General features: G+C 65.4%; 24 protein-coding genes and 1 tRNA gene. 15 read left to right on the top strand and 10 right to left on the bottom strand.

Features of this window, described 5'->3' with window-relative positions; translation table 11 throughout:
* Positions 1-7: 7 nt before the first annotated feature.
* From SPICUR_RS00485 to folB, 3 genes are read right to left on the bottom strand one after another with little or no spacing between them, the layout of a single operon-like run.
* A complete protein-coding gene (locus SPICUR_RS00485) occupies positions 8-1216 on the bottom strand; it encodes a class I SAM-dependent methyltransferase (protein WP_023364931.1) in 1209 nt (402 codons plus the stop codon).
* Between the two features lie 2 nt (positions 1217-1218).
* Positions 1219-1719, bottom strand: coding sequence for a 2-amino-4-hydroxy-6-hydroxymethyldihydropteridine diphosphokinase (gene folK / locus SPICUR_RS00480; RefSeq protein ID WP_023364929.1), 501 nt, complete (start codon positions 1717-1719; stop codon positions 1219-1221).
* Entirely contained in the window at positions 1716-2078 is a 363-nt protein-coding gene (folB, locus tag SPICUR_RS00475; protein ID WP_023364927.1) for a dihydroneopterin aldolase, read from the bottom strand. The genes folK and folB overlap by 4 nt, the downstream gene beginning before the upstream one ends.
* A gap of 80 nt (positions 2079-2158) precedes the next feature.
* On the opposite strand from folB, the gene plsY reads away from it, so the two are divergent.
* Positions 2159-2746, top strand: a complete 588-nt coding sequence (gene plsY, locus SPICUR_RS00470) for a glycerol-3-phosphate 1-O-acyltransferase PlsY (protein WP_023364925.1) — start codon at positions 2159-2161, stop codon at positions 2744-2746.
* On the opposite strand, the gene tsaD is transcribed toward plsY, so the two are convergent.
* Entirely contained in the window at positions 2743-3765 is a 1023-nt protein-coding gene (gene tsaD, locus SPICUR_RS00465; protein ID WP_023364923.1) for a tRNA (adenosine(37)-N6)-threonylcarbamoyltransferase complex transferase subunit TsaD, read from the bottom strand. The genes plsY and tsaD overlap by 4 nt on opposite strands.
* A gap of 117 nt (positions 3766-3882) precedes the next feature.
* On the opposite strand from tsaD, the gene rpsU reads away from it, so the two are divergent.
* From rpsU to arsH, 8 genes are all read left to right on the top strand, one after another.
* Entirely contained in the window at positions 3883-4098 is a 216-nt protein-coding gene (gene rpsU / locus SPICUR_RS00460; protein WP_023364921.1) for a 30S ribosomal protein S21, read from the top strand.
* A 15-nt stretch (positions 4099-4113) separates the two neighbouring features.
* Complete coding sequence (locus SPICUR_RS00455) at positions 4114-4560, top strand: GatB/YqeY domain-containing protein (protein WP_023364919.1); 447 nt, start codon at positions 4114-4116, stop codon at positions 4558-4560.
* Positions 4561-4602: 42 nt separating this feature from the next.
* Entirely contained in the window at positions 4603-6354 is a 1752-nt protein-coding gene (gene dnaG / locus SPICUR_RS00450) for a DNA primase (RefSeq protein ID WP_023364917.1), read from the top strand.
* 94 nt (positions 6355-6448) lie between these two features.
* Positions 6449-8305: an RNA polymerase sigma factor RpoD gene (rpoD, locus tag SPICUR_RS00445; protein ID WP_023364915.1), complete on the top strand. Its 1857-nt coding sequence runs from the start codon at positions 6449-6451 to the stop codon at positions 8303-8305.
* A gap of 14 nt (positions 8306-8319) precedes the next feature.
* Positions 8320-8395: transfer RNA gene (locus SPICUR_RS00440), tRNA-Ile, on the top strand.
* A 70-nt stretch (positions 8396-8465) separates the two neighbouring features.
* On the top strand, positions 8466-8993 hold the full coding sequence (locus tag SPICUR_RS00435; RefSeq protein ID WP_023364913.1) for an arsenate reductase ArsC: 528 nt from the start codon (positions 8466-8468) through the stop codon (positions 8991-8993).
* Complete coding sequence (locus SPICUR_RS00430; RefSeq protein WP_023364911.1) at positions 8968-9336, top strand: metalloregulator ArsR/SmtB family transcription factor; 369 nt, start codon at positions 8968-8970, stop codon at positions 9334-9336. Before SPICUR_RS00435 ends, SPICUR_RS00430 begins: the two co-directional genes overlap by 26 nt.
* A gap of 13 nt (positions 9337-9349) precedes the next feature.
* Positions 9350-10066: an arsenical resistance protein ArsH gene (arsH, locus tag SPICUR_RS00425; protein WP_023364909.1), complete on the top strand. Its 717-nt coding sequence runs from the start codon at positions 9350-9352 to the stop codon at positions 10064-10066.
* A gap of 53 nt (positions 10067-10119) precedes the next feature.
* On the opposite strand, the gene aceA is transcribed toward arsH, so the two are convergent.
* Positions 10120-11409, bottom strand: coding sequence for an isocitrate lyase (gene aceA / locus SPICUR_RS00420; RefSeq protein WP_041381922.1), 1290 nt, complete (start codon positions 11407-11409; stop codon positions 10120-10122).
* 115 nt (positions 11410-11524) lie between these two features.
* On the opposite strand from aceA, the gene SPICUR_RS00415 reads away from it, so the two are divergent.
* Positions 11525-12478, top strand: coding sequence for a LysR family transcriptional regulator (locus SPICUR_RS00415; RefSeq protein ID WP_023364905.1), 954 nt, complete (start codon positions 11525-11527; stop codon positions 12476-12478).
* On the opposite strand, the gene SPICUR_RS00410 is transcribed toward SPICUR_RS00415, so the two are convergent.
* Positions 12475-13794, bottom strand: a complete 1320-nt coding sequence (locus SPICUR_RS00410) for an OmpA family protein (protein WP_023364903.1) — start codon at positions 13792-13794, stop codon at positions 12475-12477. The two genes, SPICUR_RS00415 and SPICUR_RS00410, sit on opposite strands and share 4 nt — an antisense overlap.
* 7 nt (positions 13795-13801) lie before the next feature.
* Positions 13802-14947 (bottom strand): hypothetical protein, encoded by a 1146-nt coding sequence (locus SPICUR_RS00405; protein WP_023364901.1) that lies wholly within the window; start codon positions 14945-14947, stop codon positions 13802-13804.
* 107 nt (positions 14948-15054) lie between these two features.
* Here SPICUR_RS00405 and SPICUR_RS00400 point away from each other — a divergent pair, with 107 nt between their 5' ends.
* From SPICUR_RS00400 to SPICUR_RS00380, 5 genes are read left to right on the top strand one after another with little or no spacing between them, the layout of a single operon-like run.
* On the top strand, positions 15055-16104 hold the full coding sequence (locus SPICUR_RS00400; protein ID WP_023364899.1) for an AI-2E family transporter: 1050 nt from the start codon (positions 15055-15057) through the stop codon (positions 16102-16104).
* 7 nt (positions 16105-16111) lie between these two features.
* On the top strand, positions 16112-16321 hold the full coding sequence (locus tag SPICUR_RS00395; protein ID WP_023364897.1) for an oxidoreductase-like domain-containing protein: 210 nt from the start codon (positions 16112-16114) through the stop codon (positions 16319-16321).
* Positions 16318-16812 (top strand): J domain-containing protein, encoded by a 495-nt coding sequence (locus SPICUR_RS00390; RefSeq protein WP_023364895.1) that lies wholly within the window; start codon positions 16318-16320, stop codon positions 16810-16812. Before SPICUR_RS00395 ends, SPICUR_RS00390 begins: the two co-directional genes overlap by 4 nt.
* The gene (locus tag SPICUR_RS00385) at positions 16812-17165 is read left to right on the top strand and encodes a CidA/LrgA family protein (RefSeq protein WP_023364893.1); all 354 of its coding nucleotides are present in this window, start codon (positions 16812-16814) and stop codon (positions 17163-17165) included. The genes SPICUR_RS00390 and SPICUR_RS00385 overlap by 1 nt, the downstream gene beginning before the upstream one ends.
* Entirely contained in the window at positions 17165-17884 is a 720-nt protein-coding gene (locus SPICUR_RS00380) for an LrgB family protein (protein WP_023364891.1), read from the top strand. Before SPICUR_RS00385 ends, SPICUR_RS00380 begins: the two co-directional genes overlap by 1 nt.
* Here SPICUR_RS00380 and SPICUR_RS00375 read toward each other — a convergent pair.
* Genes SPICUR_RS00375 through djlA form a run of 3 tightly spaced genes read right to left on the bottom strand, consistent with a single transcriptional unit; the run spans position 17870 to position 19862 of the window.
* The gene (locus tag SPICUR_RS00375; protein WP_041381525.1) at positions 17870-18454 is read right to left on the bottom strand and encodes a YceI family protein; all 585 of its coding nucleotides are present in this window, start codon (positions 18452-18454) and stop codon (positions 17870-17872) included. The two genes, SPICUR_RS00380 and SPICUR_RS00375, sit on opposite strands and share 15 nt — an antisense overlap.
* Entirely contained in the window at positions 18451-19026 is a 576-nt protein-coding gene (locus tag SPICUR_RS00370) for a cytochrome b (RefSeq protein ID WP_023364887.1), read from the bottom strand. Before SPICUR_RS00370 ends, SPICUR_RS00375 begins: the two co-directional genes overlap by 4 nt.
* Before the next feature lie 32 nt (positions 19027-19058).
* On the bottom strand, positions 19059-19862 hold the full coding sequence (gene djlA / locus SPICUR_RS00365; protein ID WP_023364885.1) for a co-chaperone DjlA: 804 nt from the start codon (positions 19860-19862) through the stop codon (positions 19059-19061).
* Positions 19863-19894 lie beyond the last annotated feature (32 nt).

Genomic DNA, 19894 nt, shown 5'->3' with positions numbered 1-19894 from the left:
TACTAAATTAAATTTTATTGACTGACAACCGTGCACGATGATCGGTAAAGGCAAAACCGGGCAGGGTTGTCTCCATGCCGCGACCGAGTCCCAACACCTTGAACCGCTCTCCCAGCTCGTCGGGAAAGATCAGCGGCTTGGCGCTCTGGGCGAGCTCGGCGGCGCGGTTGGGGTCGTCGCCCGCCTGCGCCTGCAGCACATCGGGTAGCCCGGCCCCGGCCAGGAAATTGCCCTGGGTCGCGAAACCGAGCAGCTCCAGTCCGGCATCGATCCCGGCCTCAGCGGCCGCCGTAAAGTCTGCCGAGGCGGTAATGTCCTGAAGCCCGGGCCAGAAAAACGGGTCGTCGTGGGCGCGATGACGGTAGTGGCACAATAGGGTGCCGGTCGCCCGCTGCGGGTGATAGAACTCCGTGCGGGGATAGCCATAATCGATGAGCAGGGCGACACCGGCATCGATCAACGCTCCGAGTTCGGCAATCCAGGGCGCGAGTGAGGGACACCACTCAGAGCAGTACCCCGCCGGCAGGCGCTCACCGATCGCCGCCTCGATGGCCGTCACCGCCGCCTGAAGCTCATCATCCGCGACCTGCGGCTGCCAGCTGAGCGCGCCGGATGCATCGTGACCCACGGCGAGGCAGTCCACACCGGTCTCAGTGCGCCGGAAGCGCCGGACCGGCAGGGCATCCATCACCTCATTGGCGAGCACAACGCCGCGGATCGGCTCCGCAGGCAGGCGATCAAGCCATGCAACACGGGCCCGCAGATCCGGATCGAGGGCGTCGAGTGTGCGTGCCTGTTCCGCGCGCAGGTCGGCGCTGACCTCGACGATGAGATAGCGCGCCGGCGGCGCGTCCGCGGCGGCCATGGCCGCGAGGATATCGGCCGCCATACGGCCTGTGCCGGCACCAAACTCCAAGACCGTGTCGCCGCCCACGGCTTCGAGGCTGCGCTGCACCTCGCGGGCCAGCGTCCAGGAGAAAAGCGGCGATATCAGCGGTGCTGTGGTGAAATCCCCGCCGGCCCCGAACCGCGTCTGACCCGCGCTGTAATACCCCAACCCCGGCGAGTACAGGGCCATCGCCATGTACTCAGCGAAGTCCATACGCCCGCCCGCCATGGCAATGGACGCATCAATCCGCTCGCGCAGATCGGCGCTGTAACGGGCGGCGGTCGCATCGGGCTCGGGCGGTGCGTCGGGACCGTCACGGCGGGCCATGGTCAGCCACCGCTTTCGGCGGAGAGATCAAGCGCGATGGGTACCACGCCTCCGTCGTCCTCGAACGAGGACCAGATGTCGGCGTAGCGCCGACCGTCAAGGGGATGTCGCTCGTCGGGCGCGATATCCACCAGCGGTTTGAGCACGAAGGCATACTTGAGGATCTCATCCCGCGGCAGGATGGGCACGTCATCGCGGATGATATTCCCCAGTGTGAGCAGATCGATATCGAGCGTTCGGGCACTGAAGCGACGGGCGGTCCGCTGCCGACCATGCTCGGTCTCGATCTCGCGGCAGGCGGCCGCCAGCTGATCGACGGCGGTATCGGTGTCGAGCCCGACGACCAGGTTATAGAAGTCGTCACCGTCGAATCCGACAGCAGGTGTCTGATAGACCGGAGAGAGGGTCAACTCGCCAAAGCGGTCATGAAGCGCGGAAATGGCGGCGCGCACATGGCGCTCGGGGTCGATGTTGCTGCCGATGCTGAGATAGGCGCGATTCATGGGACCTCTGACTGGCTTCGGATGATTCTGACACCGACGCTCCTGGCCGTCGGGACCGCGCCCGGTTTGCGCAGCGTCAAATCGACGGACTCGATGCGGTTATCCTCGAGGACGACGTCCGCAAGGCGCGCCGCCAGCGTCTCGATGAGCTGGCAGTCTGCGGTCGCCGCCCGCTCGGCCAGACGCTCACTGAGGGCCGCGTAATCCACGGCCGCGTCGATCGCATCCGTCGCGGCGGCGTCCCGAGTATCCACAGAGAGGTTCAGATCCAGCTCGAGCCGCTGGGCGAAGGACCGCTCCCAGGGATGGACCCCGATCACGGAGCGTAAGGTCAGCGCCTCAAGGAACACGGTATCCATTGCCGCTGGAGCATTTCATGTCGCCGCGGCCAGCACAAGGGCCGCTTGACCCCGTCCCGGCCAGCGGATGGAATGACACCATGATCGACATCGCACTCATTCTCTTCGGCTATCTGGCCGGCTCATTATCCACTGGTGTGCTGGTCGCGCGGCTGCTGGGAATCGCCGATCCACGCAGCGATGGCAGCGGCAATCCGGGCGCCACCAACGTGCTGCGGCTGGGGGGACGGAGTGCGGGAGCGGCAACCCTCCTGGGCGATGCCCTCAAGGGGGCTGTCCCGGTTCTCTGCGGCTATGCACTCGGGCTGCCGGCGACGACCATCGCGGTCATCGGTGGCGCGGCATTCCTGGGGCATGTCTATCCCGTGTTCTTCGGGTTTCGCGGCGGCAAGGGCATCGCCACCGGGCTGGGGATTTTTCTTGCCTGGTCGTGGCTGCCCGGCGTCGTGGCGGTACTGACCTGGCTGGGGGTGGCCGGCCTGAGCCGTCTCTCGTCGCTGGCCGCACTGGTCAGCTTTGCGCTGGCGCCGGCCTACTTCCTGGCCATCGATCAGTCGCCGGCGCTCGCCGGCGCCGCGGCGGGCATGGCGCTGCTGACGGGCTGGCGGCATCGCGGCAATATCCAGCGCATCGCCAGCGGCACTGAACCGCGCATCGGTCGACGCTAGCCGCCACCCGGCGACAGCAGCTCGTCCAGCGGCCATCGCGGGCGAACATCGGTACCCGCAGCGTCGCGCTCGCCGGCGGCCAGCCGGCAGTGCCCGGCGTAGGCGATCATGGCGCCATTGTCGGTACAAAACGCCAGCCGCGGGTAGGCCACCGCCACGCCCTCGGCGCGAGCCACCGACTGCAGCCCATCGCGCAGGGCCTGATTCGCGCCGACACCGCCGGCGACCACGAGATGACTGACGCCGCTCGAGCGCAGCGCGCGACGGACTTTGATGGCAAAGGTATCGACCACCGCATCCTGAAAGGCCCGGGCCACGGCGGCGCGGCGGGCGAGGTCGTCGGGCCCGTCTCGGACTGTGTTGAGCACCGCGGTCTTGAGACCACTGAAGCTGAAATCGAGCCCGGGGCGATCCGTCATTGGCCGCGGGAAGCGCAATGATCCGGCCTCGCCGTCGCGCGCCAGCGCCTCCAGTTCCGGACCGCCGGGATAGGGCAGCCCCAGCAGCTTGGCGGTCTTGTCGAACGCCTCACCGGCGGCATCATCCAGCGATTCGCCCAGGACCCGATAGCGGCCGACGCCCGCCACCTGGACAAGCAGGGTATGACCACCGGACACCAGCAGCGCGAGGAAGGGAAACCGGGGCGGGTCGGGCTCGAGCATGGGCGCGAGCAGATGCGCTTCCATGTGATGGACCCCGAGTACCGGGCAGTCCAGCGCCCAGCCCAGGCTCTCCGCGACCGCCGCCCCCACCAGCAGCGCGCCGGCGAGTCCCGGGCCGCGGGTATACGCGATGCCATCGACGTCGGCCACGCTCAGCCCGGCCTCGGTCAGGCAGTCCTCAATCAGGGGCAGGACACGGCGGATATGGTCCCGCGATGCCAGTTCGGGCACCACACCCCCGTACTCGGCGTGGGTGGCCGCCTGACTGTGGAGACGGTGGGCAATGAGCCCGGCGTCATCGGAATAGAGCGCGATGCCGGTCTCATCGCAGGAGGTCTCGATACCGAGCGTGATCATCGCGGGCGGCAGGTCTGGAGCTTTTGCAATCGATTCATTCCCGGCTTAAACTGTAGGGCTAGTCGGAATCCACGAGATTCTACGTCGTTTACATCAATACGGTAAGGTTAGAGCACTATGCCGAACGTTAAGGTTCGCGAGAACGAGCCCTTCGAGGTGGCCCTGCGCCGCTTCAAGCGGTCCTGTGAGAAGGCCGGTGTGCTGTCAGAAGTGCGCCGTCGCGAGAGTTATGAAAAGCCCACCCAGGAGCGTAAGCGCAAGCAGGCCGCTGCGGTGAAACGCCACGCCAAGCGCGTGCAGCGTGAAAACCAGCGTGGCCAGCGCCTTTACTAGACGGGATATTGCCTCGTGAGCGACCTCAACACGCAGCTTCGCGATGCCGTCAAGGCCGCCATGCGGGCCGGCGACAAGCCTCGGCTTGCGACGCTGCGAATGGTCAGCGCCGCGATCAAGCAAAAGGAAGTCGACGAGCGTCGGTCGCTCGAAGATGCCGATGTGCTTGCGATACTCGATAAGATGGTCAAGCAGCGCCGCGAGTCCGTCGAGCAGTACGAGGCGGCCGGGCGTGCGGAGCTGGTCGCCACCGAGCGAGCGGAGATCGAGATCATTGACGAGTTCCTGCCCCAGGCGCTCACCGAGGCCGAAATCGATGAGCAGGTCACCGCGGCCATCCGCGAAACGGGGGCTGAATCGGTCCGCGATATGGGCCGGGTCATGGCACTGCTCAAGCCGCAGATGCAGGGCCGTGCTGATATGAGTGCGGTGAGCGCACGCGTTAAACAGCAGCTCGGCTGACCCGCCGACTGGACACCGGCGGTTTGCCGTAGAGTGGCAATCATGGCCGGCAGAATCCCTGACTCCTTCATCGATGAACTGCTCGCCCGCGTCGACATTGCCGATGTCGTGGGTGAGCGCGTGCAGCTGAAACGCTCGGGCAGCAACCAGCTCGGGCTCTGCCCCTTTCACGGCGAGAAAAGCCCATCTTTCACGGTCAGCACCGCCAAGCAGTTCTACCACTGCTTTGGCTGCGGCGCCCATGGCAGTGCGATCCGCTTTCTCATGGAGTATGACCGCCTCGATTTCCGCGAGGCGGTGGCCCAGCTCGCCCAGATGGCCGGCATGGAGATGCCCGAGAACACCCAGGATCCGGCCGTCCAGCAGAATCATGCACCACTCTATGCACTCCTTGAGCGGGCGGATCGCGCCTATCAGCAGTGGCTTCGGCAACACCCCCAACGCCAACGGGCCATCGACTACCTGCGCCAGCGAGGACTCAGCGGCGAGATCGCCCGGCGCTTCGGGATCGGATTCGCGCCGCCGGGGTGGGACAACCTGATCTCACGACTCGGTGCCTCTGACGACCTCCAGCGCGTCGGCCTGGTCATCGAGCGCGACGGGGGGCGAATCTATGACCGGTTCCGGGACCGCATCATGTTCCCCATCCGCGACCGCCGTGGGCGCACCATCGGCTTTGGTGGCCGGGTGCTCGATGAGGGCGAGCCGAAATACCTGAATTCCCCGGAGACGCCGGTATTCCACAAGGGCGAGTCCCTCTACGGGCTTTATGAAGTGCTCCAGGCCGACCGCCACCCGGCCGACATCGTCGTGGTGGAGGGCTATATGGATGTGCTCGCACTCGCCCAGCACGGCCTCCCCCGCGCGGTGGCCACGCTCGGGACAGCGACCTCCACCCGCCAGGTCGAGCGTCTGCTCAAGACATCATCGGACATCATCTTTTGCTTCGACGGCGACAATGCCGGTCGGCAAGCCGCCTGGCGGGCGCTGGAGAACGCCCTGCCGACCATGCGCCAGGGCCGCCAGATACGCTTCCTGTTCCTGCCGGACGGCGAAGACCCGGACAGTCTGGTCCGTGCCCTCGGACGCTCGGGCTTCGAGGCGCGACTCCAGCAGGCGACGTCGCTGTCAGACTATCTGATCGAACGCCTTGAGGCCGATACCGACATGCAGAGCATGGATGGGCGCGCACGGTTCGTGGAAAAGGCGCTGCCGCTCCTCCAGCGTCTGCCACCGGATGTCTATCGACACATGCTCTGCGAGCGCCTGGCTGGTCTGGCGCGATTGGATACCGACTACCTCGAGGGGGTAGTGGATGGCCGCGAAACCCTCAGCCGCGACCAGCGGGCGCGGCGCCGTGAGCCCGCCGGCACCGATACCGGTGGCGTGCGACGCACGCCAATCCGGCTGGCCATCGCGCTGTTACTGCAGTCACCGGCGCTGGCCAACAACGTCGACGAGATCGACTCGTTGCGTGGCCTCGACGACCTCCCTGGGCTACCCCTGCTGGTGCAGATGGTTGAACTCGCCCGTCATGAGCCCCATCTCAACCCGGGAGCGATACTTGAAAGGTTCCGGGACAGTGAGCACGAGAGCGCGCTCTGGAAGCTCGTCACCTGGGACCACCTGGTACCGGCAACCGGCCTCGAAGCGGAGTTCGCGGATGCAATGGAACAGATTCGCCGGATCACGGCGGAAAGACGCCTGCGGCATCTCAACGAACGGCTCCAGGCCGGCACCCTCACGACCGATGAATGGTCGGAGTGGCAGCGAATCAAACAGAAGGGGCAGTGATTGGGCATTACATTGTAGATTAGCCAATCGATGCTAATATACGCTGTTATGCATTAATTGCGTCCCTCCGACACAACTCCAGCATCGGTAGTTTATGGCAAGCCAGGATCAGCAATCCCAGATCAGAGAACTCATTGCCCGTGGCAAGGAGCAGGGATACCTCACTTACGCCGAGGTCAACGATCATCTACCCGACGATATCGTCGAGCCGGATCAGATCGAAGACATCATCAGCATGATCAACGACATGGGGATCCCGGTCCATGAGACCGCGCCGGATGCCGACACCCTCATGCTCAGTGACAGCGCCGTGTCGACCGACGAGGATGAGGCCGAGGAAGCCGCGGCGGCCCTGGCGGCGGTGGATGCCGAGTTCGGTCGGACCACCGACCCGGTGCGGATGTACATGCGCGAGATGGGGACTGTCGAGCTCCTCACCCGCGAGGGCGAGATCGAACTCGCCAAGCGTATTGAGGACGGCCTCGATCAGGTACTGCGGGCATTGTCCGGATATCCGGAGTCGTCGCGCACCATGGTCGCCCTGCACAGGGGCATCCAGAATGGCGAGCTGCGGCTTGCCGAGGTCGTCGCCGGCTTTCGTAACATCACCGAGCTCGTCGACAACGTCCCCGAGGTTGTCGCGCGGCATCAGGCACAGGCCGACGAGGCGGCGCGCGAAGCCGAGGCCCGCGAAGCAGAGGCCGACGAGGAAGATGAGGTGCCGGCGGCCGAGACGGGGCCCGATCCCGAGCGCGCGGCGGAGATCTTCGATCGCATCGAGATCCTCCATGCCGAGCTGGTCGAGCTCCTCGAGCAGTCCGGCCCCGATAGCCCGCGGGTCGGCGAGATCCGGGACGAGATGACCGGGTTGTTCCTCGCCATCAAGTTCGTGCCCAAGGTCATCGATGGGCTGGCAGCCAACCTGCGCAAGGCGGTCGAAGGCGTGCGCGCCGGCGAGCGCGAGGTCATGCGCGTGGCCACCAAGCAGGGCGGTATGCCGCGCAAGGACTTCATCGCCAGCTTCCCGGGACACGAGACCGATACCGGCTGGGTTGACAAGGTCGCCGCCCAGGGTAAGAAGTACAGCAGCCAGATCGCCCAGTGCCGGGACGCGCTGGTCGAACAGCAGTCCGAGCTGATCCGGATCCGCGAGCTCACCGGCCTGCCGCCGGCCGAGATCAAGGAGATCAACCGGCGGATGTCGATCGGCGAGGCCCGGGCGCGCCGCGCCAAGAAGGAAATGGTCGAGGCCAACCTGCGGCTGGTCATCTCCATCGCCAAGAAGTACACCAACCGCGGCCTGCAGTTCCTGGATCTGATCCAGGAGGGCAACATCGGGCTCATGAAGGCGGTGGACAAGTTCGAGTACCGTCGCGGTTACAAGTTCTCGACCTATGCCACCTGGTGGATCCGCCAGGCCATCACCCGCTCGATCGCCGACCAGGCGCGGACCATCCGTATCCCGGTCCACATGATCGAGACCATCAACAAGCTCAACCGCGTATCGCGGCAGATGCTCCAGGAGATGGGCCGCGAACCCTACCCCGAGGAGCTTGCCGAGCGCATGGAGATGCCCGAGGACAAGGTCCGCAAGGTGCTCAAGATCGCCAAGGAGCCGATCTCGATGGAGACGCCGATCGGCGACGACGAGGACTCGCACCTCGGCGACTTCATCGAGGATACGTCGGTCATGTCACCGGTGGACTCGGCCACGCGCGAGGGGCTGCGCGAGTCGGTGCGGGAGATACTGGGTGGACTCACGCCGAGGGAGGCGAAGGTCCTGCGGATGCGCTTCGGGATCGACATGAATACCGACCATACCCTCGAGGAGGTCGGCAAGCAGTTCGATGTCACCCGTGAGCGTATCCGCCAGATCGAAGCCAAGGCGCTGCGCAAACTGCGCCACCCGACCCGTTCGGACAACCTGCGCGGGTTCCTCGACGAGCAGTAGCCGCCGCCGATTGCGGGCCCATAGCTCAATGGTCAGAGCAGAGGACTCATAATCCTTTGGTTCCAGGTTCGAATCCTGGTGGGCCCACCACCTGTTGGGGCATGACGAACATACGGATATGCGTATACACTAATGCCTCATCTGGTCATCGGGGCATATCATGGCTCATTACAACGTTCTTTTCCTGTGCACCGGTAACTCCGCGCGCAGCATCATCGCCGAATCGCTGCTCAATAAGATGAGCGACGGCCGCTTCACCGCCTACAGCGCTGGCAGTATGGCCACCGGCAGCGTCAATCCGCTGGCCATCAAGGTGCTCGAGAGCATGGACCTGCCCACCGCGGGCCTGCACAGCAAGAACTGGGACGTATTCGCGACGGACGACGGCCCGACAATGGACTTCATCTTCACCGTCTGCGACCGTGCCGCCGCAGAGCCCTGCCCCATCTGGCCCGGTCAGCCGATGACCGCGCACTGGGGATTACCCGATCCAGCCGCTGCCGAAGGCACCGAGGAACAGCGCCTCCGCGCCTTCCGTGACACGGTGACAGCGCTGCGCCGGCGCATCGGGCTTTTTACCAATCTGCCCATGCAGTCGCTGGATCGGCTCAAACTGCAGAGCGAGCTCGAAGCGATTGGCGATAACCGGACGGAGAACCGCGATGGAAGCGATCGCCCGACCCACTGAACCCACGCTGGACCCGGTCCGGGTGTTCCGGCTGCTCGGCGACGAGACCCGCCTGCGCGCGGCGCTGCTCATGCACCGGCGCGGTGAGCTGTGCGTCTGCGAGCTCACCGAGGCGACTGGCGTCAGCCAGCCCAAGATGTCCCGCCATCTCGGGCATCTCCGGGACGTCGGCCTCGTCGTCACCCGGCGCAGCGGTCAGTGGGTGCACTATGCCCTCCGCGCCGATCTGCCGGATTGGCTGCACCAGGCCCTTGCGACGCTCGCGGGTGAACCCGCATTCGCCGATGATCTTGAACGGCTGCGCACGGCCATTGCCCGTCATCGGGACCAGTGCGAGCAGTGACAGGCCATTCCGCATGAACGACGACGATACCTTCCCGAATCTGGATGAACAGGCCTTCCAGGCAGTCGACGACGCGCAGCTCTTCGCGGCCGCCGAGGCAACGCCGCCGCGTATCCTGCTGCTCTATGGCTCGCTGCGCGAGCGCTCGTTCAGCCGTCTGTGTGCCGAGGAAGGCGCCCGGATACTGCGTCGATTCGGCGCCGAGACGCGCATTTTCAACCCCTCCGGATTGCCGTTGCCGGACGATGCCGGGACCGATCACGAAAAGGTCCGGGAACTGCGTGAACTCGCCACATGGTGCGACGGCTTCGTCTGGAGCTCGCCGGAGCGGCACGGGGCGATGACCGGCGCCATGAAAGCGCAGATCGACTGGATCCCGCTCAACATGGGCGGCGTCCGGCCGACGCAGGGCAAGACCCTGGCGGTCATGCAGGTCTGCGGGGGCTCGCAGAGCTTCAACGCCGTCAATCAGCTGCGCCTGCTGGGCCGCTGGATGCGGCTCATCACCATCCCCAACCAGTCGTCGGTACCCAAGGCCTTCATGGAGTTTGACGACGACGACCGCATGAAGCCATCGCCCTACTACAACCGCATCGTCGATGTGATGGAAGAGCTGGTGAAGTTCACCCGGCTGACCCGGGACCGCCGGGAATACCTTGTCGATCGGTACTCCGAGCGGGTCGAGAGCGCCGAGGCGGTCTCGGCGCGGGTCAACCAGCGGTCACTGTAAAAAAAACGGGGGCCGAAGCCCCCGCAAAGTCAGTGGGTGGCGATCACCCCCACTTACTGATCGCTGAACTGGTCTTCCTCGGTCGATCCGGTCATGGCCGTCACCGATGACACGCCACCCTGGATGGTCTGGGTGACCTGATCGAAGTAGCCGGCACCAACCTCACGCTGGTGACGGGTGGCCGTGTAGCCATTGGGCTCGGCATCGAACTCGGCCTGCTGGAGCTCGGAATAGGCCGCCATCTGGCGCTCCTTATAGCCCCGGGCCAGCTCGAACATCGAGTAGTTCAGGCTATGGAAGCCGGCCAGGGTGATGAACTGGAACTTGTACCCCATGGCCGCCAGCTCGTTCTGGAAGCTTGCAATGGTCTTCTCGTCGAGCTTGCCGCGCCAGTTGAATGACGGCGAGCAATTGTAGGCGAGCATCGTGTTTGGATGCTCCTTTTTGATGGCCTCGGCGAAGCGCTTGGCGAACGCCAGATCGGGTGTGCCCGTCTCGCACCAGATCAGATCGGCATAGGGCGCGTAGGCCAGCCCGCGGCTGATGGCCTGATCCTCACCGGCATGCGTCCGGTAGAATCCCTCGACGGTCCGCTCACCGGTGATGTGCGGCGCATCGTACTCGTCGATGTTGGAGGTGATCAGATCAGCGGCGAGGGCATCGGTCCGGGCGACCAGCAGCGTCGGGGCATCCATGGTGTCGGCCGCGAGCCGGGCGGCAACCAGCTTTTCGACGGCCTCCTGGGTCGGCACCAGAACCTTGCCGCCCATGTGTCCACACTTTTTCACCGACGCGAGCTGATCCTCGAAATGCACCCCTGAGGCGCCCGCCCGGATCATCCCCTTCATCAGCTCGAAGGCATTGAGCACACCCCCGAAGCCGGCCTCGGCGTCGGCAACAATGGGCTGCATCCAGTCGGTACTGTCATCGCCCTCGGCGTGATGGATCTCGTCGGCGCGCAGCAGGGTGTTGTTGATGCGGTCCACCACTGAGGGCACCGAGTCCGCCGGGTAGAGCGACTGGTCGGGGTACATGGTGCCGCCCAGGTTGGCGTCGGCGGCGACCTGCCAGCCGGACAGATAGATCGCCTTGAGACCCGCCTTGACCTGCTGCATCGCCTGGTTGCCGGTCAGCGCGCCGAGGGCGTTCACATAGTCCATCTCACCATCATGGAGATAGCGCCAGAGCTTTTCGGCGCCCAGGTTGGCCAGCGTGTACTCCACCGGCACGGTCCCGCGCAGACGCACCACCTCGGACGCCGGATAGGGCCGTTTGACGTCTGCCCAGCGCGGGTTTTCCTGCCAGTCCTTCTCGATTTCCGCTGCCGTTTTCATTGTATTCATCGCTCTCGCCTCCTCCTGACCGTGATCGATGAACAAAGAATATGCCGCGTTGCATCATTGCACAAGGTAATGTAGATAATACATACCATTGGATCACCTAATACATGGAGCCGCCATGCCGATACCGGCTGATACCCCTTCCCACTATCGGCAGGACCGCCTCCGCCAGCTCCGCGCATTCTGCTTTACCGCCGAGGCCGGCAGCATTTCCCGGGCAGCGGGGCGCCTGTCGGTCACCCAACCCTCGGTATCGCTGCAGATACAGGCACTGGAGCGCGAGCTTGGCATCACCCTGCTCGAGCGTCGCGGTCCGCGCATTCGGCTCACACCTGACGGTGAGGCGCTCTACGCCGAGGCCCATCGTCTGGTCGAGGCGATCGACGGGCTCGCAGAGCGGTTTGGCGAGGGCAATCGACCGCTCGACAGCGGCCGGCTGGATATCGGCGCGGGGGAGTCATCGACGCTCTATCTGTTGCCACCCATCCTCGAGCCGTTCATGGCCGAGCATCCCCATGTCGAGGTACGCCTGCATCACCTCTCGGTCGGTGAGCTCATGGAGGCGTTACGCCAGGATCAGGTCGACTTCGCCGTGGGCGCGATCCTGGATATGCCCGATGAACTGCGCTACCGGGCGATCTATGCCTATGGGCTGTCGTTGATCACACCCCCCGACCATCCGCTCGCGCGGCGCGATGTGATCACCATGCGCGATCTGGCGGGTCAGGACTACATCACGCCACCCCGGGAGATGACCACCTGGCGGCTGATCGATCTGGTCTTCCAGCAGCATGCGGTGCGCTACCACGTGCGCCTCGAGGTCGGCAGCTGGGAGGCCGTGAAACGCTACGTCGGACTGGGCTTCGGGATCGCGATCGTCAGCAATGTATGCCTCACGGAGGCCACTCCGGATGTCGCCGTCCGGTCACTGCCCGAGGTCTTTCCCAAGCGCACCTATGGTGCAATGTCGCGGCGCGGACGGTTCCTGTCACCGCAGGCCCGGCGGTTCCTGGAGATGATGCGACCTGACTTCTTCGACGCCGAGGACCTCCCCTCCGGACTGCGCGACTAGCGGTTGCTGAGCCGCAGCTCGATCCGCCGGTTACGCGCCAGCGCCTCTGGATCATCACCCTCGGCGAGCGGCTGATAGCGCCCGTATCCCACCGCGGCCAGTCGTTCGGGCGGAATCCCCTGATCGATCAGGAAATACAGGATCGACTGGGCGCGGGCCGTGGAGAGCTCCCAGTTAGAGGGGAATTCGGGTGTATCGATCGGCCGCCGGTCGGTATGCCCCTCGACCTGCAGCACCCAGTCGATCTCGGGCGGGATGCGCTCGGCGATGCGATTCAGCGTCCGGGCCACCTGCTCGAGGCGCGCCTCGCCCCGTAGGCCGATCTCGGCCGAAGCGGTGTCGAAGAACAGTTCCGACTGGAAGCGGAACCGGTCACCGACGATCTCGATCTCCTCGACGTCGCCGAGCACCTCACGCAGCCGGCCGAAGAACTCGGAGCGATAGCCGGAGAGCTCCTCCACCTCCTCCGCCAGGGCAATGTTGAGGCGCTCCACGAGGGTGTCGATCCGGGCCTCCTGCTCAGCCACCGTCTCCTCCTCGAGCTGCAGGGATTCAGCGAGGCTGCTGATCTGATCACGGAGCGCCTGGACCTGCCGTCGCAGCGACTCGACCCGCGCCTCCGCATCCGCGGTCAGCTGCTGCTCCTGCTCGATGGCGGACTGTCGGTCCTCGATCTCGGCGACCAGATCACGGATGCGCAGATCGCGCGTCTCGATTTTCTCCTGCGCCAGCCGAGTGCGCTCCTGCTCGTCCGCCAGCCGGGCCTGGAGTTCGCGATTGCGATCGCGCAGGGCGCCCATCTCGCTGCGGGTATCCTCGAGGGTCGACTCGGTCTGCTCAAGGCTGGCGGCAAGCTCGCCCACCCGCGATTCCAGATCGTCCCGCGCTGCCCGCAGCGCCGAGATATCCTGCTGGAGGGAGGCGATCTCCATCAGACTCGCCTCCAGATCGGCCTCACCGACCTGGATCCGCTCGCGGGCGGCTTCCAGTTCCTCGCGGGTCAGCTCAAGGGCCTCGCGCGCCTCGTCACGCTGCGAGAGCGTGGCATGCAGCTCCTCATAGAGCCCCGACACCTGCTCTTCAAGCTGGGCCCGCTGGTTGCGCTCCATGGATAAGGTATCAGCCATTTCAGAGAGTTCGGCGCGCAGCGACTCCAGCGCCCGGTTGCGATCGCTGAGCTGGGTGCTCAGATAGAGCTGCGAGACGACGAACAGCAGCAGCACGAACACGAAGGCAAGCAGCACCGCCGCCAGCGCATCGACAAACCCCGGCCAGATATTGACCGATGAGCGGTTACGGCGATCACCCCCGCGCATTCGGCGATCAGCCCCGGTCGTTGCCGTTGAGGTGGGAGACGGTGCGGGTGAGCAATCGCACCTCATCCCGCAGCTCAGTCATGAGCCGCTCGCGATCGGTCACCATTTCCTGTCGCATATCCTGCAGGCCCTGGGCCATCGCCCGCAGCTGCTCTGTCTGCTCACTCTCCTGACCGCCCCGGGACTCAGTGATATCAGCGAGCCGGCCGAGCACACCCTGCAGCTCCGACTGGGTGCGGGTCAGACCGATGAGCCCGCGCTGCTCGCTGTGCGACTGCTCGGCGAGTCGCGACACCTCCTCGGTGAGCTCGATGATGCGGGCATCGACGCTGCGGCGCTCCTCATCCCCACGGGCCATGATGCGCTGGAGCTTATCGAGACTATCGGCGGTATTCTCCAGCAAGGCCTGAATATAGGCCGGTACCGAGCCATCGGCATCGCCACCCATCGCCCCGGTCGACAGCCGGGTCTGCCCGGATAACCATTCCTCGAGATCGTTGTAGAAACGGTTCTGGGCATGTGATGCCTGTAGATCGACAAACCCGAGCACCAGCGAGCTGGCGAGACCGAACAACGATGAGCTGAACGCCGTGCCCATGCCGGTGAGCGGGGCCTGTAGACCATCGCGGAGTTCGGCGAAGATCTGCCCGGCATCGGCACCGTCAATGCGCAGGTTGGTGATCACTCCACCCACCGCGCGGAGCGTGTCAAGCAGTCCCCAGAACGTACCCAGCAGCCCCAGGAAAACCAGCAGACCGATCAGATAGCGGGACACGTCGCGCGACTCATCGAGGCGGGTCCGGATCCCGTCGAGGACGGTGCGCATGGAGGTGGCGGAGAGACTGAACCGATCCCCCCGCCGGCCTGTCAGCATGCGCGCCATGGAACCGAGCAGCCGACTGTTCGGCAGCGACGGGGCGTCACCCTCCTCGGCATGGCGGAATCGATCCACCCAGTCCACCTCGGGCTTGAGGACGAGCACTTGCCGGCAGTTGATCACCAACCCAACGAACAGGACGCTGAGGATCATCCCGTTGAACACGGGATTCGCGGTGAAGGCGTCGGTCAGCGGCTCGAGCAGCAGCCCGCTGACGGCGGCCACCGCCGCCAGAAAGATAACGATCCAGATCAGGACGCGATTCGGATTGCGCACACTATTCCCCCGGTTGGGCCTTCGCATATCGGTCATACCTTACCGTGATTTCCCGCTCTTTGTACCCCATGGCTGCGTTGACGGCCACGGTTCGCTATCCTCGTCCCATGAATGACGCGATGCGGATCTACCGGAGCACGCTGGGTCTGGCGCTGCTGGTGCTGACCGGCTTTCTGGTCTATTGGCTGCGACCGATCCTGACCCCGTTTCTGGCCGGGGCGCTGCTCGCCTATCTGGGCAACCCACTCGCCGGCCGCCTGCAGCGGATCGGGCTCAATCGGACCGTGTCCGTCAGTCTGGTCTTTCTCGCGCTCACCGCGATCACCGTGGCGGTGGCGCTCATGCTCATCCCGCTGGTCGGCCGCCAGATCGGGATGCTGCAGTCCCAGCTGCCGGCGATGATCGAGTGGGCCCAGACCCAGGCACTGCCCTGGCTCGAGGCGGCAATGGGCATCGACGCCTCGCTGCTCGACCTGAACGTCATCCGCGACACCCTGTCGACCCACTGGCAGTCGACCGGCAATGTGGTCGCCGGGGTCGTGCAACGCGTCACCCAGTCGGGATTCGCGCTGGCCGGGGCCCTGGCGAGCCTCGCGTTGATCCCGGTGGTGGCGTTCTATCTGCTCCGTGACTGGAACAACGTCCTTGCCGCCAGCCTGGCGCTGGTCCCCGGCGCCTGGCGCGACACGGTGGCGGGACTGGCCCGCGAGTGCGACGAGGTAGTGGGTGCCTTCCTGCGTGGCCAGCTGCTGGTGATGATCTCGCTGGGCCTGTTCTACGCGCTAGGTTTATGGTTGGTCGGCATTCAGCTGGGCTTGCTGATCGGGCTTCTGTCGGGGCTGGCGGCCGTGGTGCCGTATCTCGGCTTTATCGTCGGCATCGCCGCGGCAACGCTGGCGACGCTGTTCCAGTTCAACGACTGGCTGCTCCCGCTCGTGCTCGTCTGGGGCGTCTACGGCGCCGGCCAGATGCTTGAGTCGGTGGTCTTCACACCATTGTTTGTCGGCGACCGGATCGGTCTGCATCCGGTCGTGGTGATTTTCGCGGTGCTCGCGGGCGGCCAGCTGTTCGGGTTCGCGGGGGTGCTGCTCGCACTGCCCATCGCCGCCGTGATCGCTGTGCTGCTGCGTCACGCTCATGCCTTCGTCACCGGATAGGATCGTTATGTCCACGCGCAAACCGCTGCCGCCACCGCCGCGCGAGCCCGATCTGGATGAATGCTGCGGAAGTGGCTGCGACCCCTGTGTCTTTGATCTCTACGACCAGCGTGTGGAGCGTTGGCGGGCCCGCTGTCAGGCCATCGAAGCAGAGAACCAGGCGACCGGGGACGGGACGCCCTCCGACCGCGACCCGGGTGGAGTCACGACCCGATGATGCGACTGGTCAGCCTCGCGCTGATAATCCTCGCGCTGACCTATCTGCTCTCGCCGCGTTTCCGGCAATGGGTGCGTGCCCGCGCGCCAATGTTCATCCTCGGCCTGATCGCCGCCACTGCCGTGGCGCTGGCCATCACCGGTCGGCTCAACTGGATTGCCGCGGCCATCAGCGCGGCCATTCCCCTGATCTGGCGGCTCGCGCCGCTACTGCGCTTGCTGCCGTTGGTCGCTCGGCTGAGCGGACGGGCCCGCGGCGCAAAGGCAGACAATGCCGATACGGATCGCCAGCAACCCGCATCGCGTAACGGCCGCATGGCCCGCGAGGAAGCCGCAGAGCTGCTGGGCGTGGATGCCGATGCCGATCGGGACGCGGTGCTGGCCGCGCACCGGCGGCTCATGCAACGCCTGCACCCGGATCGCGGCGGCACCGACTATCTGGCGGCGCGCCTCAACGAGGCGCGGGACGTCCTGCTCGAGGGACAACGCTGATGCCCGGCATAGTCGCGCTGGTACTCTCGCTGCAGCTGATCGGCGAGGTCCTGGTCCGGCTGATTAGCGTCCCGGTCCCCGGCCCGGTGATCGGCATGCTGTTGCTGGTGGGTGTGCTGGGGCTACGCGGCGGACCGCCCGACCCACTGTCGCGGCTGGCGGGAACCCTGCTCGGTCACCTGTCGCTGCTGTTCATCCCCGCAGGGGTAGGCGTGATCAGCTACCTCGGACTGCTCGCGGACCGCTGGCTGGCGATCGCGGTCACGGTGGTCGCGAGCACCCTGATCAGCCTCCTGGCAACGGCACTGACGCTGCGCCATCTGCTCCGGCGCCGGGACACGGAGCGCTCGTAATGGAGGGGCTGTTCCAGGTCTGGGCCTATCTCGAGGAGCAGCCCCTGCTCTGGCTGACCGTGACTGTGGCCACCTATGCCACGGCGCAGTGGCTGTTCGTCACCGGCCGGCGCTTTCCGTTGCTCAACCCCGTTCTGATCGCCGTGACCGCCACGGTATTGCTGTTATTAGCCACCGACACCGACTACGACACCTACTTTGAGGGCGCGCAGTTCGTCCACTTCCTGCTCGGGCCGGCGACGGTGCTGCTCGCGATCCCGCTCTATGAGCAACTCCAGCGGCTTAAGGAGCAGTGGTTTCCGATCATGTTGGCGCTGGGTGTGGGCTCGGTTACAGCGATCGGCAGTGCCGTTGCGATCGGGTATGCGCTGGGGCTGGAGGCCACGACACTGCTCTCGCTGATGCCCAAATCAGCGACCACGCCGATTGCCATCGGCGTCGCGGAGGAACTGGGGGGCGAGCCCTCACTGACGGCCGTTTTCGTCATCATGACGGGGCTCACCGTCGCCGTCGTGGGTATCCCGCTGCTACGACTAATGGGTGAACGCGATCCAGCGGTCAAGGGGTTTTCGATGGGCGTCGCTGGACATGGCATTGCCGCCGCGCGGGCGTTCCAGCACAGCCAGCCGGCGGGCGCCTACGCGGGGCTGGGGATGGCCCTCAATGCCACTCTCACCGCGTTGCTGGCGCCACTGGTCGCCTGGCTACTGGGTCTTTGACAGCGTCAGATCGACGACCACGCGGACCTCATGCCCTGCGACCGACGGATCACTCCAGTCACCCTGGCCGACGCCAAAGCGGGTCCGGTCGATGGCCACCGAGCCCTCCATCCGCGCCTGATCGCCATCAGTCTCCCATTGAAACGGCAGCGTCACCGGATGGGTGTTATCGCGAATGGTGAGCGTGCCCACCGCCTCGTAACCGTCCGCCGTCGCGCGGATGTCCTCGGCGACGTAGGTCGCATCCGGAAAGGCGTCGACATTGAACCAGTCGGCGCCGGGTAGCGCTGAGTCGCGCTGCGAGCTGCCGGTCTCGACGCTGCCGGTCCGGACGCGGACATCGAATCCGCTGCCCGCCAGGTCGTCGGCGGAGAAACGCAGATCTGCGTCGAAGGACTCGAACCGACCCTCAAACGCCCCGCCCTGCTGGGTCGCCTCGAAGCCGAGCCGGCTGTTCTCATCGACAACCACCCACTCCGTGGCGGCCATCGCGGGGGCGCCGATCATCCCGGCTGCGGTCAGCCCGGTGGCGATGAGTCGACGAGTTATGCGGTCAGCTCGTTGAGTCATGGTTGATCCCTCTTTTCCGGTGCATGGCGCACAGGCAGCATGCGTCGGAGAATATTGTCGCGGAGCACGAAGTGGTGGCGCAGGGCGCCGCCGATATGAGCTGTAAGCACGGCCACGAATCCCCAGAAAAAGGCGAGATGCAGCGTGCTCGCCAGCCCCCCGAGTGTCTCGCTCGCGGGCGTTACATTGGGGATCTGGACCAGACCAAAGACGTTGAGCGGGAAGTTGGCGGCAGAGTTGATGACATAGCCGGAGATCGGCATGAGCAGCATCAGCGCGTACAACGCCCGGTGGCCGGCCCTGGCAAGCCAGCGCTCATGTCGCGGCAGGGTGTCCGGCAGCGGCGGCGTGGTATTGATCCAGCGCCAGACCAGGCGCAGTGCCGCCAGCGCCAGCAGGGTGATGCCGAGGCTTTTATGCAGCGAGTAGAGCTGGAACTGGGCAGCCCCCGCCGGCATGTTCACCATCACCCACCCCAGCCCCATCGAGGTGGCGATCCCGGCGGCCATCAGCCAGTGCAGGAACTGGGCACCGGCCCCCCAGAACGTGGCGGTGTTGCGTACAGCGATCATGGTTCAATGGACCTCAGCGCCGCCGGTTGGGTTCAGCGCATGCCCCGAGCGGTCTTGATCGTGTCATAGGCCTTCTGGATATCCTGAGCGCGCTCCTTGGCGATCCGCATCATCTCCTCCGGCAATCCCTTGGCGACGAGCTTATCCGGGTGATGCTCGCTCATGAGCTTACGCCAGGCCTTTTTCACCTCCGCATCCGTGGCATCGGCAGAGACACCCAGCGTGTCATAGGCGCTTTCCAGCTGAGATTCGGTCCCTGACTGATTGGCCGCCTGTCCGCCCATCATGGTCTCGAGCCGGGCGAAGTCCTCCTCTGAAAGGCCCAGCCCCAGGGCAATGCGCCGCAGCATATCCCGCTCGGCGTCATCGAAGCTGCCATCGGCAAGGGCCGCCTGGATCTGGATCTCGAGGAACACGCGGACCAGTTGGACGTGGCCGCGGCAGTAGCGACGGAACTCCTCCAGGGTCTGGTCCAGATCGGCCTCACCGTCCCGGCCGGCGCTGAAGTAGCTGACCGCCTCCTCACGCTGCGTCGGATTAAGATCCATGCGCGCCATGACCTGTTCGGCCACGCGGATCTCCGCCTGACTGACCCGGCCGTCGGCTTTACAGACATGGCCCATGACCACGAAGACGCTTCGGAAGAAGGCAGCATGGACCATCTGGCGATGGCCCGATCCACCGCCGCCCAGGGCCCCGCCAAGCCCACCGGCGGCCTTGCGGGCAAGGCCGCGGTCAAAGAAGTTACCAATGACGAGGCCGATCAGCGCACCGATCCAGCCCCCGGCGAGTCCCCCGAATACGGCGCCGAGGATTTTTCCGATCCATATGTTCATGCCGTAAGGATGCCGTTACGGCATCCTTACGT

This window comes from Spiribacter curvatus (assembly GCF_000485905.1).
In the GTDB taxonomy this organism is placed as follows: Bacteria; Pseudomonadota; Gammaproteobacteria; order Nitrococcales; family Nitrococcaceae; genus Spiribacter; species Spiribacter curvatus.
Note: the sequence above shows the minus strand (reverse complement) of the source record. Positions and strands in the feature narration are given on the sequence as shown.

Bases quoted from the DNA above. Each gene is read 5' to 3' on its own strand.
- SPICUR_RS00485 (WP_023364931.1), bottom strand. From the start codon at position 1,216: ATGGCCCGCCGTGACGGTCCCGACGCACCGCCCGAGCCCGATGCGACC.
- dnaG (WP_023364917.1), top strand. From the start codon at position 4,603: ATGGCCGGCAGAATCCCTGACTCCTTCATCGATGAACTGCTCGCCCGC.
- SPICUR_RS00435 (WP_023364913.1), top strand. From the start codon at position 8,466: ATGGCTCATTACAACGTTCTTTTCCTGTGCACCGGTAACTCCGCGCGC.
- SPICUR_RS00430 (WP_023364911.1), top strand. From the start codon at position 8,968: ATGGAAGCGATCGCCCGACCCACTGAACCCACGCTGGACCCGGTCCGG.
- SPICUR_RS00380 (WP_023364891.1), top strand. From the start codon at position 17,165: ATGGAGGGGCTGTTCCAGGTCTGGGCCTATCTCGAGGAGCAGCCCCTG.
- SPICUR_RS00390 (WP_023364895.1), top strand. From the start codon at position 16,318: ATGATGCGACTGGTCAGCCTCGCGCTGATAATCCTCGCGCTGACCTAT.
- djlA (WP_023364885.1), bottom strand. From the start codon at position 19,862: ATGAACATATGGATCGGAAAAATCCTCGGCGCCGTATTCGGGGGACTC.
- SPICUR_RS00370 (WP_023364887.1), bottom strand. From the start codon at position 19,026: ATGATCGCTGTACGCAACACCGCCACGTTCTGGGGGGCCGGTGCCCAG.
- SPICUR_RS00375 (WP_041381525.1), bottom strand. From the start codon at position 18,454: ATGACTCAACGAGCTGACCGCATAACTCGTCGACTCATCGCCACCGGG.
- aceA (WP_041381922.1), bottom strand. From the start codon at position 11,409: ATGAATACAATGAAAACGGCAGCGGAAATCGAGAAGGACTGGCAGGAA.
- folB (WP_023364927.1), bottom strand. From the start codon at position 2,078: ATGGATACCGTGTTCCTTGAGGCGCTGACCTTACGCTCCGTGATCGGG.
- tsaD (WP_023364923.1), bottom strand. From the start codon at position 3,765: ATGATCACGCTCGGTATCGAGACCTCCTGCGATGAGACCGGCATCGCG.
- SPICUR_RS00385 (WP_023364893.1), top strand. From the start codon at position 16,812: ATGCCCGGCATAGTCGCGCTGGTACTCTCGCTGCAGCTGATCGGCGAG.
- SPICUR_RS00400 (WP_023364899.1), top strand. From the start codon at position 15,055: ATGAATGACGCGATGCGGATCTACCGGAGCACGCTGGGTCTGGCGCTG.
- rpoD (WP_023364915.1), top strand. From the start codon at position 6,449: ATGGCAAGCCAGGATCAGCAATCCCAGATCAGAGAACTCATTGCCCGT.
- arsH (WP_023364909.1), top strand. From the start codon at position 9,350: ATGAACGACGACGATACCTTCCCGAATCTGGATGAACAGGCCTTCCAG.
- SPICUR_RS00410 (WP_023364903.1), bottom strand. From the start codon at position 13,794: ATGCGCGGGGGTGATCGCCGTAACCGCTCATCGGTCAATATCTGGCCG.
- SPICUR_RS00415 (WP_023364905.1), top strand. From the start codon at position 11,525: ATGCCGATACCGGCTGATACCCCTTCCCACTATCGGCAGGACCGCCTC.
- rpsU (WP_023364921.1), top strand. From the start codon at position 3,883: ATGCCGAACGTTAAGGTTCGCGAGAACGAGCCCTTCGAGGTGGCCCTG.
- folK (WP_023364929.1), bottom strand. From the start codon at position 1,719: ATGAATCGCGCCTATCTCAGCATCGGCAGCAACATCGACCCCGAGCGC.
- SPICUR_RS00395 (WP_023364897.1), top strand. From the start codon at position 16,112: ATGTCCACGCGCAAACCGCTGCCGCCACCGCCGCGCGAGCCCGATCTG.
- plsY (WP_023364925.1), top strand. From the start codon at position 2,159: ATGATCGACATCGCACTCATTCTCTTCGGCTATCTGGCCGGCTCATTA.